This is a genomic window from Verrucosispora sp. CNZ293 (assembly GCF_002754655.1).
This window is the reverse complement of record NZ_PEFR01000001.1, coordinates 4715334-4730178: the sequence shown is the minus strand read 5'-3', so window position 1 is coordinate 4730178 and position 14845 is coordinate 4715334. Positions and strand designations below refer to the sequence as shown.

General features: G+C 71.0%; 12 protein-coding genes. 9 read left to right on the top strand and 3 right to left on the bottom strand.

Annotated elements, in window-relative coordinates; translation table 11 throughout:
- Positions 1-78: 78 nt before the first annotated feature.
- Positions 79-969, top strand: a complete 891-nt coding sequence (locus CLT74_RS21625; RefSeq protein WP_099848345.1) for a sulfurtransferase — start codon at positions 79-81, stop codon at positions 967-969.
- A gap of 82 nt (positions 970-1051) precedes the next feature.
- On the opposite strand, the gene CLT74_RS21620 is transcribed toward CLT74_RS21625, so the two are convergent.
- The gene (locus tag CLT74_RS21620) at positions 1052-1804 is read right to left on the bottom strand and encodes a TetR/AcrR family transcriptional regulator (RefSeq protein WP_099848343.1); all 753 of its coding nucleotides are present in this window, start codon (positions 1802-1804) and stop codon (positions 1052-1054) included.
- 107 nt (positions 1805-1911) lie between these two features.
- Between CLT74_RS21620 and CLT74_RS21615 the strand changes: the two genes are divergently transcribed.
- The 4 genes from CLT74_RS21615 to CLT74_RS21600 all read left to right on the top strand — a co-directional run bounded on the left by CLT74_RS21615 (position 1912) and on the right by CLT74_RS21600 (position 6340).
- Entirely contained in the window at positions 1912-3063 is a 1152-nt protein-coding gene (locus CLT74_RS21615) for an FAD-dependent oxidoreductase (protein WP_099848341.1), read from the top strand.
- A gap of 75 nt (positions 3064-3138) precedes the next feature.
- Positions 3139-3765 carry a TetR/AcrR family transcriptional regulator gene (locus tag CLT74_RS21610; RefSeq protein ID WP_099848339.1) on the top strand — a complete coding sequence of 209 codons (627 nt, stop codon included), beginning with the start codon at positions 3139-3141 and terminating at the stop codon, positions 3763-3765.
- A gap of 126 nt (positions 3766-3891) precedes the next feature.
- Positions 3892-5259 (top strand): ATP-binding protein, encoded by a 1368-nt coding sequence (locus CLT74_RS21605; protein ID WP_099848337.1) that lies wholly within the window; start codon positions 3892-3894, stop codon positions 5257-5259.
- Between the two features lie 169 nt (positions 5260-5428).
- Complete coding sequence (locus CLT74_RS21600; protein WP_099852544.1) at positions 5429-6340, top strand: hydroxymethylglutaryl-CoA lyase; 912 nt, start codon at positions 5429-5431, stop codon at positions 6338-6340.
- Positions 6341-6406: 66 nt separating this feature from the next.
- On the opposite strand, the gene lysA is transcribed toward CLT74_RS21600, so the two are convergent.
- The gene (gene lysA / locus CLT74_RS21595; protein WP_099848335.1) at positions 6407-7717 is read right to left on the bottom strand and encodes a diaminopimelate decarboxylase; all 1311 of its coding nucleotides are present in this window, start codon (positions 7715-7717) and stop codon (positions 6407-6409) included.
- A gap of 208 nt (positions 7718-7925) precedes the next feature.
- On the opposite strand from lysA, the gene CLT74_RS21590 reads away from it, so the two are divergent.
- The 3 genes from CLT74_RS21590 (at position 7926) to CLT74_RS21580 (ending at position 13316) form a co-directional block, all read left to right on the top strand.
- Complete coding sequence (locus tag CLT74_RS21590) at positions 7926-9458, top strand: acyl-CoA carboxylase subunit beta (protein ID WP_099848334.1); 1533 nt, start codon at positions 7926-7928, stop codon at positions 9456-9458.
- 77 nt (positions 9459-9535) lie between these two features.
- Positions 9536-10690 (top strand): acyl-CoA dehydrogenase family protein, encoded by a 1155-nt coding sequence (locus tag CLT74_RS21585; protein ID WP_099848332.1) that lies wholly within the window; start codon positions 9536-9538, stop codon positions 10688-10690.
- Positions 10691-10847: 157 nt separating this feature from the next.
- Complete coding sequence (locus CLT74_RS21580; RefSeq protein WP_099848329.1) at positions 10848-13316, top strand: helix-turn-helix domain-containing protein; 2469 nt, start codon at positions 10848-10850, stop codon at positions 13314-13316.
- 263 nt (positions 13317-13579) lie between these two features.
- Here CLT74_RS21580 and CLT74_RS21575 read toward each other — a convergent pair whose 3' ends face one another.
- The gene (locus tag CLT74_RS21575) at positions 13580-14116 is read right to left on the bottom strand and encodes a MarR family transcriptional regulator (protein ID WP_486582467.1); all 537 of its coding nucleotides are present in this window, start codon (positions 14114-14116) and stop codon (positions 13580-13582) included.
- Positions 14117-14219: 103 nt separating this feature from the next.
- Between CLT74_RS21575 and CLT74_RS21570 the strand changes: the two genes are divergently transcribed.
- A complete protein-coding gene (locus CLT74_RS21570; RefSeq protein WP_099848327.1) occupies positions 14220-14801 on the top strand; it encodes a YceI family protein in 582 nt (193 codons plus the stop codon).
- Positions 14802-14845: the final 44 nt, after the last annotated feature.

Sequence of the window (14845 nt, the reverse complement as noted above, 5' to 3'; positions counted from 1 at the left end):
GAGTGTCACGCCTGGCGGACCAGATCCGCTGCACCCGAAATCCGATGGCCGAGCGAAGCCCGGCGTACTTTGGGGACCATGTCTGTGCCGAACGATCCCGATCCCCGACTTCAGTCGTACGCGGACCCGCAGCGACTGGTCACCACCGACTGGCTGGCCGAGCATCTGGGCGACGACGGTCTCGTGGTCGTCGAGTCCGACGAGGACGTCCTGCTCTACGACAGTGGCCACATTCCCGGTGCCGTCAAGGTCGACTGGCATCTGGAGCTGAACGACCAGGTGACCCGGGACTACCTGGACGCCGAACGCTTCGCCGAACTCTGTGCCGCCAAGGGCATCGGCCGTGACGACACTGTCGTCTTCTACGGCGACAACTTCAACTGGTGGGCCGCGTACGCCCTCTGGGTCTTCACGCTCTTCGGTCACCAGGACGTCCGGCTGCTCGACGGCGGCCGGCAGAAGTGGATCGCCGAGGGGCGGGAGCTGACCCGCGACAAGCCGACCCGACCCCGGGCCGACTATCCGGTACCGCAGCGCGACGACGCGCCGGTGCGGGCGTTCCGCGAGGAGGTGTCGGCGCACGTCGACGCCGGTCGCCCGCTTGTCGACGTGCGGTCGCCGGGTGAGTACACCGGCGAGATGCTGCACATGCCGGACTACCCGCAGGAGGGCGCGCTGCGCGGTGGTCACATCCCGGGCGCGGTGAGCAAGCCGTGGAAGTCCGCCGCCAACGATGACGGCACCTTCAAGTCCGCCGACGAACTGCGGGCCATCTACGCCGACCAGCTCGGGCTGACGCCGGACGACGACGTGATCGCCTACTGCCGGATCGGCGAACGGTCCAGTCACACCTGGTTCGTGCTGCGGCACCTGCTCGGCTACCCGAAGGTGCGCAACTACGACGGCTCCTGGACCGAATGGGGCAACCTCGTCCGCGCCCCCGTCGTCAAGGGCCCCGACCCCAGATAACCCTTGTTGATCATGAGGTTAGCGGCAGTTTGGTGATCAACATCGCCGCTAACCTCGTGATCAACGCAGTGGGGGCAGGGGGTCAGTGGGGGGTTGGGGCGCGTAGGTAGCGCTGGATGGTGGGGGCTAGCCAGTCGATCAGCTCGGCGGGGGAGATGTCGACAACCGGGGGTAGGCGCAGGACGTAGCGGGTCAGGGCTACGCCGAGAAGTTGGCTGGCGACAAGTCCGGCGCGCCGTGGGGCCTCATCGGGGTCGGCGACCACCCGGCCGACCGCCACGCCGAGCTGGGTGGCGAAGATGGCGCGGACCCGCTCCGCCCCGCTCGGGTTCGTGCTGGCCGTGCGCAGCAGCGCGGGCAGGGTGGAGTCCCCTTCCCAGCGGGTGAAGAAGTAGCTGACCAGTGCCGTGCCGAGGCGATCGGCCGGTACGCCGCTCAGGTCGGGCAATCGCAGGTCGAACTCGGCAGCCGTGGCGAACAGATTCTCCTTGCTGCCGTAGTACCGCATCACCATCGACGGGTCGATCCGGGCGTCCGCGGCGATGGCCCGGATCGTCGCCCGGTCGTACCCGTCGGCGGCGAAGCGGTCGCGGGCGGCCCGCAGGATGGCCGCGCGGGTCGCCTCGGAGCTGCGGCGTCCACCGCCTGCCGCTGGCAGCGCCGCCTCGCGGCGTCCGCCGCCTGCCGCTAGCAGCGCCGCCTCGCGGCCTCTGCCGCCCCCCGGATTCGTGCTGCGGCCCCCGCCGCCCGACGGCGGATCCGCGTCGCGGCGTCCGCCGCTGGCCGCCGGCTCCGTGAGCGGTTGCTGAGCCTGTCCGGGTACGCCCTCCGTCATGTGGCCGACGGTATGCCAACGGCTGTTGACTTACCAGTCGGGAGCGGCCTAGCGTTGCCAACAAGCGTTGGCCAACACTTGTTGGCATACCCTCCGAGGAGGTCGTCATGCTGCCCGAACGAACTGACGTCCTGGTCGTCGGCGCGGGCCCGACCGGGCTCACCGCCGCACTCACCCTGGCCCGGCGCGGGGTCGAGGTGACAGTTGTCGACAAGCGGGAGACACCGGCGGTGACCTCGCGGGCGGCTGTCGTGCACGCGTACACCCTTGAGGTGCTCGATCGGATCGACGCCGGTGAGGCGCTTGTGGCCCGAGGGCTGCGGTCGGCCCGGTTCAGCGTCCGCGACCGGGACCGGGTGCTTGTCACAGTGCCGTTCGGCGGGCTGCCCAGCCGCCACCGGTACGCGCTGATGGTCTCCCAGTCCGTGACCGAGGAGGTGCTCACCGACCGGCTGGCCGAGGCTGGGGTCCGGGTGCTGCGCCCGTACCGACTCACCGGCCTGCACCTCGACGGCGAGGGCGCGGTGGCGGACTTCGACGGCACGGCCGTGCGGGCCCGGTGGGTGACAGGCGCCGACGGCATCAACAGCACCGTCCGTGAGCTGGCCGGCATCACGTTCACCGGGCCGGCGGGCTCCGAGGAGTCGTTCGTGCTTGCCGACGTACGCGTCGACAGCAGCCTGCCCCGCGACGGCGCGTCGATCTTCCTCGCCCGGGGTGGGCCGCTGGTCTGGGCGCCGCTGCCCGACGGGCGGGTACGCCTCGTCGCCACCGTCACCGATCCGCCCGCCGAGCCCGACGCGGCCTACCTGCAACGCCTGCTCGACGAGCGTGGCCCACGGCACCGGCCGGACCAGGTACGCGAGGTGCTCTGGTCCTCGCGGTTCCGGTTGCACCGCCGGGTCGCCGGGACGTTCCGCTCCGGGCCGGTGCTGCTGGCCGGCGACGCCGGACACGTGCACAGCCCGGCCGGCGGGCAGGGCATGAACCTCGGCATCAGCGACGCCGTCGACCTCGGTGACACCCTCGCCGACGTGCTCGCCGGGGCCGCCGAGACCCGACTGGACGAGTACGCGGCGCGACGTCGCCCGCTCGCACACGAGGTGGCCGGCTTCGCCGACCGGTTGACCCGCCTGGCCACCGTGCCGCCGGCCGCCCGACCGGCCCGGGACGTGCTGTTGCGCCTGGTCTCGGTGCTGCCGCCGGTACGGCACCGGATCGCGCTGCGGCTCTCCGGCCTCAACCAGCGCCCGACGTGAGTCACAGTTCCCGGCAATCGGACTGACGGGTAACCACGGACCCGCGCTGTCGACACCCGGGTCTACGCTGGCCCGGTGACGGTGGAGCAGCAGGCCCGCGGCGCGGACGGCAGGGCCACGGGGGCGGGACGACGCCGATCCCGCAAGGACGAGATTCTTGAGATCGCGGTGGGTCTGTTCGCCTCCCGGGGCTACCACGGCGTATCGATGGACGACATCGGCGCGGCCGCCGGTGTCACCGGCCCGGCGCTCTACCACCACTTCGCCGGCAAGGAGGCGATGCTCGTCGCCGCGCTGACGCCGGTCAGCGAGGGGCTGCTCGCCGGCGGCCAGCAGCGCTCCGGCGCCCATCCCGGCGACCCGCGCGCCGCCCTGGAGTCGCTCATCGACTTCCACGTCGACTTCGCGCTCGCCAACCCGGCGGTCATCGCACTGCATCTGCACGAGCTGGACCGGATGCCGGAGGAGCCCCGGCGGCGCATCCGCCGACTCCAGCGGCTCTACGTCGAGGAGTGGGTCACCGTGCTGACCGCCCTGCACCCGGGGCTGCCCGACGGTGAGGCACGGGTGCTGGCACACGCCGCGTTCGGCCTGATGAACTCCACCCCGTTCCTCGGCGGCGAGGTCGACCACAGGCGTCGCGCCGAGCTGCTGCGGGCCGCCACGCTTGCCGCGCTGCTCGCCCCCACCCAGCCCGCCTGACCGTCGCCACAAGCGTCCGGCTGGTGCGGCTGCTCAGACCGAGCCGACGGCAGGGGGTCTTTCTCGGGTCCGGTACGACGTGATTGGCTAGCCCGCGTCCCACAAGATGGAACGCTCGGAGGAACCATGATCGAGTCGCTGCTGGTCGCCAACCGGGGCGAGATCGCCCGCCGGATCATCCGTACCGCCCGGCGGCTCGGGGTGCGTGCGATCGCGGTGCACTCGGAGGCCGACGCCGACCTGCCGTTCGTCGCCGAGGCCGACGAGGCCGTCTGCGTCGGCCCGGCCAACCCGGCACAGAGCTACCGCAACACCGAGGCGATCCTCGCCGCCGCCCGGTCGACAGGCGCGCAGGCGATCCACCCCGGTTACGGCTTCCTGTCGGAGAACGCCGACTTCGCCCGTACCGTCGAGGCCAGCGGCCTGATCTGGGTCGGACCCGGCGCGGACGCGATAAGCGCGATGGGCGACAAGATCAATGCGCGGAACCTGATGGCGGCGGCCGGCGTGCCGGTGGCGGCCGGGACCACCGAGCCGGCGGCCGACCTGGCGGCGGCGGTCGCGGCGGCGGCCGAGATCGGCTATCCGGTGATGGTGAAGGCCGCCGCCGGTGGCGGGGGCATGGGCATGGGCGTGGCTGTCGACGAGGCCGCGCTGCGCACCGAGTACGACAAGGTGCGGGCCTTCGCGGAGCGGATGTTCGGCGACGGCTCGGTGCTGCTGGAGCGCTACTTCCCCCGGGTGCGGCACGTCGAGGTGCAGATCCTCGGCCTGGCCGACGGTCGGGTGCTGGCGCTCGGTGAGCGGGAGTGCTCGGTGCAGCGGCGTAACCAGAAGCTGGTGGAGGAGTCGCCCTCCCCGGCGGTCTCGCCGGAACTGCGCTCCCGTCTGCTGGCCGCGGCGGTGCGAGCGGGCGAGGCGGTCGACTACCGCAACGCGGGCACTGTCGAGTGCCTGCTGGTTCCGGGTCAGCGGGACTTCAAGGGGGATGGCTCCGCCGCTGACGAATTCTTCTTCCTGGAGATGAACACCCGGCTCCAGGTGGAGCACCCGGTGACCGAGCTGGTGCACGGCATCGACCTGGTGGAGGAGCAGCTGCGGGTGGCCGCCGGCCTGCCGCCGACCTTCGACCCGGACGCGCTGACCTCGCGCGGCCACGCCATCGAGCTGCGGGTCAACGCCGAGGACCCGAAGCGGTTCCTGCCCGGCCCCGGGACGATCAAGACCTGGGTGGAGCCGACAGGCGAGGGGGTACGCGTCGACTCCGGCTACGTCGAGGGGAACACCGTCACCCCGTTCTACGACAGCCTGATGGCAAAGCTGATCGTGCACGGCCAGGACCGGAACGAGGCCATCGCCCGCGCCCGCGCCGCAGTAGCCGCCTTCGACCTGTCCGGCCCCAAGCACAACCTCCCCTTCTTCGCCGAGCTGCTGGAGAACCAGGAATTCCTCTCCGGCAACTACGACACCGGCATCGTCTCCCGCCTCCGCTGACCGTCCCCTCCCTCCCCCTTGTCCTGGTTGATCATGAAGTTGTTGTCGTCCGCTCCGGCGTGTCGCGGCAACAACTTCATGATCGCCGGGGGAGGTGGGGTGGGGGTGGGGTGTGACATGCTGGGGGTGTCAGCGACAGGTGGGTGTCACAGCTGGGTGGGTGGTGGAGATGGCGGGGTTCGTGTCCATTCGTGAGGTCGGGCCGCGCGACGGGTTGCAGAACGAGGCACCGATCCCCACCGAAGCCAAGGTGCGGCTGCTCGACGCGCTCTCGCGCACGGGGGTACGACGGATCGAGGCGGTGTCGTTCGTGCACCCCAGGGCGATTCCGCAGATGGCCGACGCCGACGAGGTGTGGCAACGGGCGCAGCGGGTCGACGGGGTGCGTTACTCGGCGCTGGTGCCGAACACGCGCGGTGCGCAGCGCGCCCTGGCCGCCGGCTTCACCGAGATCGAGGTGGTCGTCTCGGCAAGCGACACGCACAACCGGCGCAACGTCAACAGGTCCACCGACGAGTCGCTCGACGACATCGCCGAGTTGATCGACCTGCTGCACGGTGCCGATGCCCGCGCCGAGGTGATCGTCGCGACCAGCTTCGGCTGCCCGTACGAGGGCGACATCGATCCGGCGCGGGTGGCCGCCATCGTGGACCGGGTGGTCCGCGACGGCGCGGACCGCGTCGCGTTCGGCGACACCACGGGCATGGGTACGCCCCGACGGGTCCGTGACCTGCTCACCGCGGTACGCGACCGCAACGCGGACGTGCCGGTGCTGCTGCACTTCCACAACACCCGGGGTACCGCGTTGGCCAACCTGCTGACCGCGCTGGAACTCGGGGTGACCGAGTTCGACGCGAGTGTCGGCGGTCTCGGCGGCTGCCCGTACGCGCCCGGGGCCAGCGGGAACCTGGCCACCGAGGAGGCGGTGCACATGCTGCACGACATGGGCATCGACACCGGGATCGACCTGGACGCCCTGATCGAGGTGGCTGAGCTGGCCGAGGAGCTGACCGGCCGCAGCCTCCCCTCCGGGGTGCTGCGCGCCGGGCCGCGATCCCGCCTCACCGCGCTGTCCGCCTGACCCGGACACCGGGCCGGTAGGCGCTGTTCACCCGACCCGGACACCGGCCGGGTGGGCGCGGCCCGGCTACCGGCCGTCGACGTCGTCGAGCATCTCCAGGGCCACCAGGTCGTCGTAGGTCTCCCGCCGCCGGATCAGCCTGACCTGGTCGCCGTGGACCAGCACCTCGGCGGGCCGCTGCTGACTGTTGTAGTTGCTTGTCATCGTCATGCCGTAGGCCCCGGCGGTGAAGATCGCCAGGTGCGCGCCGGCCGCCAGCTCGGGCAACGACCGGGCTCGGGCCAGGTAGTCGCTGGACTCGCAGATCGGGCCCACCACGTCGTACGCGGTCAGCCCGGCCAGGCCCGACACGTCCCGGGAGACAGGCGTCGCCTCCGCCGGGGGCTGGAGTGGCCAGATGAAGTGGTAGCTGTCGTACATCGCCGCCCGGGCCAGGTGCGTCATGCCCGCGTCGAGCACCGCGAGCTGCCGCTCGCCGGCCTGCTTGAGGTACCGGACGGTGCTGATCAGGACACCGGCGTTCGCGGCGATCGTCCGGCCCGGCTCGAAGATCACCTGCCCGCCACGGCTGGTGAAGCCGGCCATCCGGGCGATGATGACCTCGGCGAAGTCGTCCCAGCTCGGCGCGGTGTGGTCGAGGTACTCGGCGGGGAAGCCGCCGCCGAGGTTCAGCGTGGTGATCCGGTGCCCGGCCTGCTCCAGCGACGCCACCAGGGCGAGCAGGCGGTCGATGGCTGTGGCGTACACCTGCGGGTCGAAGATCGGGCTGCCGAGGTGCACGTGGAAGCCCTCGACCCGCAGCGCCTCGTCGGCGGCGGCGCGGGTGAAGAGCATCGCGGCGCGGTCGATGTCCACGCCGAACTTGCCACCCCGGGTGCCGGTGGTGGTACGCGCCGGGGTGCGCTCGTCCGGTGCGACGTCCGGGTTGACCCGGATCGCCAGCCGGGGCCGCCTGCCCTCCTGCCGGGCGATCCGGGCGAGCAGTTCCACCTCTGCCTCGGACTCGACGTTCACGCACCGGATGTCGCGGCGGACCGCCTCCCGAAGCTCGGTCTCCGACTTGCCCACCCCGGCCAGCACCGTGCGCTCCGGGTCGATGCCGGCCAGCATCGCCCGGTGCAGCTCACCGCCGCTGACCGCGTCGACGCCGGCACCCTCCCGGCCGAGCAGCCGGAGCAGGTGCACGTTGCTCAACGCCTTCGCCGAGAAACAGATCAACGGATTGATCGCGTCGAACGCCTTCGCGAAGCGGCGGTAGTGGTCGATCAGGGTGCTCGCGGAGTACACGTACGTGGGTGTGCCGAACTGCTCGGCCACCGAGGTCAGCGGCACCCCTTCGCAGTGCAGTGAACCGTCGCGATAGGCGAACTCATCCATCTGGTCCTCATTCGGGGAGATCGGCGGTCAGGATATCGGTCCATCTGACGCGGATCGATCAATATCCGCCCCTCGGGATGGTGCCCAGTCGAGCGCCCGGGGGCGGGGAGTCGCCGGTGCGGGCCGTGATGCGTTAACCTAACGATCGTTCAGGATGGTTGGTCCCCGTGCCGGAGTGACGGCGGCGGGAAGGCGGCGAGGGGGCGGCGTGACGCTCGACGGTGAGGCGCTGGAGCAGCTGCGCAAGCGGGTCCGGGCCGGCGGCGCGGAGAAGTACCACGCGGCGAATGCGGCAAAGGGCAAACTGTTCGCCCGGGAGCGGGTCGCGCTGCTCGTCGACGAGGGCAGCTTCGTCGAGGACGGCCTCTACGCCAACGCTCTCGCCGAGGGGCTGCCGGCCGACGGTGTGGTCACCGGTACCGCCACCATCGACGGTCGCCAGGTCTGCCTGATGGCAAACGACTCCACGGTCAAGGCCGGTAGCTGGGGTGCCCGCACCGTCGAGAAGATCATCCGGATCATCGAGCGGGCGTACGACACAGGTGTCCCGATGGTCTACCTGGTCGACTCGGCCGGGGCCCGGATCACCGACCAGGTCGAGCTGTTCCCCGGCCGGCGCGGCGCCGGCAAGATCTTCTGGAATCAGGTACGCGCCTCCGGCTCGATCCCGCAGGTCTGCGCGCTGTTCGGGCCGAGCGCGGCCGGCGGGGCGTACATTCCGGCGTTCTGCGACGTGGTCGCCATGGTCGACGGCAACGCCAGCATGTATCTGGGATCGGACCGGATGGTCGAGATGGTCACCGGCGAGAAGACCACCCTCGAAGCGATGGGTGGGGCACGGGTGCACTGCGCCGAGTCGGGTGTCGGGCACTTCCTCTGCAAGTCCGAGGCCGAGGCGCTCGACGTGGTCAAGCGCTACCTGTCGTACCTGCCGGCGAACTGGACCCAGCAACCACCTACCGCCGAGGCCACCGGGGCGCCGGCCAAGGCCGACCTCGCCGCGCTGGTGCCGGCGAGCGAGCGCCAGGCGTTCGACATGCGGCGGTACGTCAAGGGCCTGCTCGACGAGGAGAGCTTCTTCGAGATCCAGGCACTCTGGGCCAAGGAGTTGACAATCGGCTTCGGTCGGCTGAACGGCGAGGTCGTCGGCGTGATCGGCAACAACTCGATGTTCAAGGGTGGGGTGCTCTTCGTCGACTCGGCCGACAAGGCGACCCGTTTCGTGCAGCTCTGCGACGCGTTCAACGTGCCGCTGCTGTTCCTGAGCGACGTGCCCGGGTTCATGGTCGGCAGCGCGGTGGAGAAGCAGGGCATCATCCGGCACGGCGCGAAGATGATCACCGCGATCTCCGAGGCGACCGTACCGAAGATCTGCGTGGTGGTGCGCAAGGCGTACGGTGCCGGGCTCTACGCCATGGCCGGGCCGGGCTTCGAGCCGGACGCCACGATCGCCCTGCCCACCGCGAAGATCGCGGTGATGGGCGCGGAGGCCGCGGTGAACGCCGTCTACGCCAACAAGATCGCCGCGATCGAGGACGAGGCCGAGCGGGCCGCGTTCGTCGCCGCCCGGCGCGAGGAGTACGAGCGGGACATCGACATCGTGCGGCTGGCCAGCGAACTCGTGGTCGACGCGATCGTCGAGCCGCACGAGCTGCGTACCGAACTGGTGCGGCGGTTCGCCGCCGCCCGCGGCAAGCAGCGGCACTTCTCCCGACGACGGCACGGCGTCACCCCGGTCTGAGTCGTCCGTCCGGCACCAGCACGATCCCGCTCCGGCGTCACGAGCGCCCGGCGGGCCGTCCACACAGGAGGAACCCGATGGACTTCCGGCTCACCGAGGAGCACGAGGCGCTACGCGACAGCGTGCGGGACTTCGCCCGCGAGGTGGTCGCGCCGGTCATCGCCGAGCACTACGAGCAGCACACCTTCCCGTACGAGATCATCCGCCAGATGGGCAAGATGGGCCTGTTCGGCCTGCCCTTCGCCGAGGAGCACGGCGGCATGGGCGGCGACTACTTCGCCCTCTGCCTGGCCCTTGAGGAACTGGCCCGGGTCGACTCCAGCGTGGCGATCACCCTGGAGGCGGCGGTCTCGCTGGGCGCGATGCCGATCTACCGGTTCGGCACCGACGAGCAGAAGGCCCGGTGGCTGCCGCGACTGCTCAGTGGTGAGGCGCTGGCCGGCTTCGGGCTGACCGAGCCGGGCTTCGGCTCGGACGCCGGTGGCACCGAGACCCGGGCGGTGCTGGACGAGGCGACAGGCGAATGGGTCATCAACGGCTCGAAGGCGTTCATCACCAACTCCGGCACCGACATCACCGCGCTGGTCACCGTCACCGCCGTCACCGGCACCCGGCCGGACGGTACGAAGGAGTTGTCCTCAATCATCGTGCCGAGCGGGACGCCCGGCTTCACCGTCGCGCCCGGCTACTCCAAGGTCGGCTGGACCGCCTCGGACACCCACGAGCTGACCTTCGACAACTGCCGGGTGCCGGCGGAGAACCTGCTCGGCGAGCGCGGTCGCGGCTTCGCCCAGTTCCTGCGCATCCTCGACGAGGGTCGGATCGCCATCGCCGCGCTGGCCGTGGGCCTCGCGCAGGGCTGCGTCGACGAGTCGGTCAAGTACGCGAAGGAGCGGCACGCATTCGGCCAGCCGATCGGCAACTACCAGGCGATCCAGTTCAAGATCGCGGACATGGAGGCGAAGGCGTACACCGCGCGGCTCGCCTACTACGACGCGGCGGCCCGGATGCTGGCTGGCGAGCCGTTCAAGCGGCAGGCGGCGATCGCCAAACTGCACGCGAGCACGATCGCTGTGGACAACGCCCGGGAGGCGACCCAGATCCACGGCGGGTACGGCTTCATGAACGAGTACCCGGTGGCCCGGTTCTGGCGGGACTCCAAGATCCTGGAGATCGGTGAGGGCACCTCCGAGGTGCAGCGCATGATCATCGCCCGCGACCTGGGGATGTGACCCGCCCGGGTCGGTAGCCGGTGTCGACCAGGAACTGCCCACCGGCACCATCGACGGCTGTCCGTCCGGCCGGCAGTTGTCGGCTTTCGGCGCGGCACCGTCGGGTGGCCGACGATCCCGTGTCCGATGTCGGGCCTGGCCCGTATTGTCCGTGCCCATGGCTCCCGGTCATGATCGTCAATCCGGTCCGCCGCACGCCGGTCTACCGGAGCTGCTGCGGGCCCATCGGCAGGCTGCCGGCACCACCCAGGCTGAGCTGGCGGCCCGCGCCGGCATCGGCGTACGGACGGTCCGTGACCTGGAACGCGGGCGCTCCACCCGGCCGCAGCGGACCACTGTGGAACTGCTCGCCCAGGCGCTCGGACTGACCGGCCCCACCCGGACGGCGTTCCTGGCCGCCGCCCGGGGCACCGGCCCGTCGACCGCACAGCCCGAGGTCGGTACCCCGCTGGGGCTGCCGCCACCGCCGGAGCTGATCGGCCGGGAGCGCGACGTCACCGAACTGGCCAGCCTGTTGAACGATCCGCGTGGTCCCCGGGTGGTGAGCCTGGTGGGGTTGGCCGGCGTCGGCAAGACGGCCCTGGCGCTGGCGGCGGTGCACGCCGCCGCGCCCGCCCATGCCGGTGGTGTCGCGGGCGTGCTGATCGGTGCCGGCTCGGACGCGGCCGACGTGCTGGCCGCCGCGATGACTGTCTTCGGGGTGGCCCGGGACACCGAGTTGGCCGCGCGGCTCGGTGACCGGCGGGCACTGCTGCTTGTGGACGCCGTGGAACGGGCGCCCGACCCGGTGGCCGGCACCCTGCACCGCCTCGTCGCTGCGGTGCCGTCGCTGCGGGTGCTCGTCACCGGCCGGCATCCGGTCGGGCTGCCGGGTGAGTGGGTGCGGCCCGTGTCGCCGTTGGAGGTGCCACCACCGGGCGACACCGATCCGGCCACCCTGGCCAGGTATCCGGCGGTCACCCTGTTCACCTCGCGGCTGGCCCAGGTCCGGCGGGAACCGCCGACCGACGCCGAACTGCCGGCGCTGGCCGCACTTGTGCGCCGGCTGGGTGGGCTGCCGCTGGCCATCGAACTGATGGCGGCGCGCGGCCGGCTGCTCGACCTCACCGAACTGCTCGACAGGTACGGCGACCGGGTGCTGGATCTGGACACCTCGGCCGCCACGCACAGCGGGTGGGAGACACGGCCACGAGGCGACGAGGCCCGCACGGCGGTGGCGGAGACACTGCGTGACGCGGTGGCCACCAGTTACCGGCTGCTCGCCGTTGAGGAGCGGGCCGCGCTGCGCCGGCTCGCCGCCTTCGGCAACAGGTGGTCGGTGGAACTGGCCGAGGAGATGCTCGCCGGTACCGGCGTCGATCCGGTTCCGCTGCTGAACCGCTTCCTCGATCTCGGGCTGCTGAGCGTCCGAGGTGGTGGCTCGTTCCGGTTCCGGCTCGTCGACGCGGTCCGGGACTACGCTGCCGAGCAGGCGTCCGGTGCCGGCGAGACGACAGTGATCCGACGCCGGCACGCCCGGCTGGTGACCCGGCTGGTGGAGCGGACCGCGTCGGGGCTGACCGGACCCGGTGCCGGTGCGGCGGCGCACCGTCTCGACGAGGTCACCGGCGACATCAGCTCGGCGCTCGGCTACGCGGCGGTCGACGACCCACTGACCGCGTTACGCCTCGCGGTGAGTCTGCCCCGATGGTGGCGGTCACGTGGGCGGGACGTGGTGGGCCGGCAGTGGCTGCTGCGCCTGCTGGCCGACCCGCGTACCGCCGACGCCGACCCGGCCCTACGCGCGTGGGCCTCGGTCGGTGTGGCGATGCTCGCCGGGGAGCACGGTGCGTCCGCAACGGAACTGCCCACGGCTCGCGCGGCGCTTGCAGAGTTCCGCCGGCTCGGTGACGTGCCGGGCGAGCTGGAGGCGCGGACGGTGCTGGGCGTCCTGCTGGCCGCGACCGGGCGACCGGGGCAGGCACGGGAGCAGGCGGAGGCGGTGCTCAGCCTGGCCACCGAGCATGGCCTGACCCGCCAGACGGCCGTGGCACAGCATCAGCTGGCGTGGCACGAGATCAGACTCGGTGACCTGACGGCGGCGCGGCGTCGACTGGCTGTGGTGGACCGGCTCGGTGGGCAGTGCGCGGAGCAGCGGCTGCGGGTGCTGGCCCGGGGCACCGTCGCGGAGGTGTTCCGTCTTGAGGGCCGGTACGCCGACGCGGTCGACGAGGCCCGCGCGGTGTTGACGGCGCTTAGCGATCTGGGTACGCCGCGTGGTCGGCGACAGGTGCTGGGCACGCTGGGTCTGGCGCTCGCGCAGGCCGGTCGGGCGGTCGAGGCCGCCGAGGTGCTCGCCGAACTGCGTCCGGTCGACGGCACAGGCGCCTTGATCGAGGGCCACCTGGCGCTGCACCGGGGGGACCGGGAGGTGGCAGCGGAATGGTTCGCGGCTGCGGCGGAGCCGGACGAGACCGGTCGGGACCGACGCATCGTGGTGGAGGCCCTGGTGGGGCTGGCAGCGAGCACGTCCGACCCGACGGTCCTTGATCGCCTGGACCTGGCCTGCCGGGAGGGCGGCATCCGGCTGCTCAAACACGAGGAGGAACTGCTCTACGTGCTCTCGGTGACCCGGAACGGGAAGTGAGGCGATCCGGGTCAACCGGTGGCGGGGACGGGGGCGGCGCGGACGAGGAAGCCCCCTGTTGCCACCCCTCGCTCATCGCCCGCGCCGTTGCCCCCCGTTGCCCCCGCCGTAGCGAGATTAGCCAGGAGCATCGAGGCCGTCTGTCGGGTTTGGTGGGCTATCGACCATTGACCCTTTGGTTCTGCCGGTCTTTCTGCCGGTCCCGTGACGCTCGGCTGTCCCGCGCGCACCCACGGTCCGCAGCCCGTCCACGGACGTGTGGATCAACGGTCCGGATCATCGATGCGCCTCACCTCGTCGTTGGCGCAGTCGGCTCCCGCCGCACCGGCGGAGCCGCTACCGGCTGTGGCGCAGGGATGCACGGCGTCGCGGACCCGGCGCAGGCCGTCGAGCAGCGCGCCAAGCGCGGCCGGATCGAGCTGCCCGGTGAACCAGTCCTCGATGAGCTGAAGATGCCCGGGCAGGCTCTCGTCGAGCCGGCGCAGGCCAGCGGGGGTCACAACCGCGTACGAGCTGCGGCGGTCGGAGGGGCAGGCGCGGCGGGTGATGAAGCCGTCACGTTCCATCCGGTCCACCACGCGGGTCACCCCACTGGTGGAAAGTGAGGTCTGGGCGGCAAGATCGGTCATCCGCAGTTGATTGTCAGGTGACCTGGTGAGTCTGGTCAGCACCTCGAACTCGACAGGTGACAGACCGTGCTCCTCCAGCTGGGCGGCGAATCGGGCGGCCAGCCCGGCGTGCACCTCGAAGAGCAGGCCGACGGCCGTGATTCGAGGATCGTCGAACGCGTTCGCTTTCACCAGCCCATCGTACCAATACTTGACAGCAGGAATATTGCTGAGGCTATAGTTGCTGACGCAGACGTTGGGCTACTAAACAATCTCTCCCGGAGGGCAGTTTCTCATGACCAGCAGCACCGAGCCGGTTACCCGCGAGTGGAACGGCCTCACCATCCCGGCGGCCGGTACCTACCTGCTGGATGCGGCGCACAAGCGAGTCGGCTTCGTCGCCCGGCACATGATGGTGAGTAAGGTGCGCGGCGAGTTCGCCGACGCCAGCGCCACCATCACCATCGCCGAGGAACCGCTGGAGTCCACGGTCTCCGCCACCATCCAGGCCGCCAGCATCAACACCGCTCAGGCGGACCGGGACGCGCACCTGCGCAGCCCGGAGTTCCTCGACGCGGAGAAGTTCGCCACGCTGGAGTACCGCAGCACCGGTGTGAAGTCGCAGGAGGGCAACGAGTTCGTCCTGACCGGCGAACTGACCATCAAGGACGTGACCCGTCCGGTCGACCTCAAGGTCGAGTTCGAGGGTGTCGGCCGCAGCCCCTTCGGCCAGGACATCTTCGGTTTCTCGGCGAGCACCGAGATCGACCGTGAGGACTTCGGTCTGACCTGGAACGTCGCCCTGGAGTCGGGTGGTGTCCTGGTCGGCAAGAAGGTCAAGATCGAGATCGAGGGCGAAGCCATCCGGCAGTCCTGATCCGTACGCCCCGACAGGCCCGCGCCCGCACCGCGCGGGCCTGT

Excerpts from the sequence above, each read along its gene's own strand:
- CLT74_RS21625 (WP_099848345.1), top strand. The coding sequence starts at position 79 with ATGTCTGTGCCGAACGATCCCGATCCCCGACTTCAGTCGTACGCGGAC.
- CLT74_RS21620 (WP_099848343.1), bottom strand. The coding sequence starts at position 1,804 with ATGACGGAGGGCGTACCCGGACAGGCTCAGCAACCGCTCACGGAGCCG.
- CLT74_RS21615 (WP_099848341.1), top strand. The coding sequence starts at position 1,912 with ATGCTGCCCGAACGAACTGACGTCCTGGTCGTCGGCGCGGGCCCGACC.
- CLT74_RS21605 (WP_099848337.1), top strand. The coding sequence starts at position 3,892 with ATGATCGAGTCGCTGCTGGTCGCCAACCGGGGCGAGATCGCCCGCCGG.
- CLT74_RS21600 (WP_099852544.1), top strand. The coding sequence starts at position 5,429 with ATGGCGGGGTTCGTGTCCATTCGTGAGGTCGGGCCGCGCGACGGGTTG.
- lysA (WP_099848335.1), bottom strand. The coding sequence starts at position 7,717 with ATGGATGAGTTCGCCTATCGCGACGGTTCACTGCACTGCGAAGGGGTG.
- CLT74_RS21585 (WP_099848332.1), top strand. The coding sequence starts at position 9,536 with ATGGACTTCCGGCTCACCGAGGAGCACGAGGCGCTACGCGACAGCGTG.
- CLT74_RS21580 (WP_099848329.1), top strand. The coding sequence starts at position 10,848 with ATGGCTCCCGGTCATGATCGTCAATCCGGTCCGCCGCACGCCGGTCTA.
- CLT74_RS21570 (WP_099848327.1), top strand. The coding sequence starts at position 14,220 with ATGACCAGCAGCACCGAGCCGGTTACCCGCGAGTGGAACGGCCTCACC.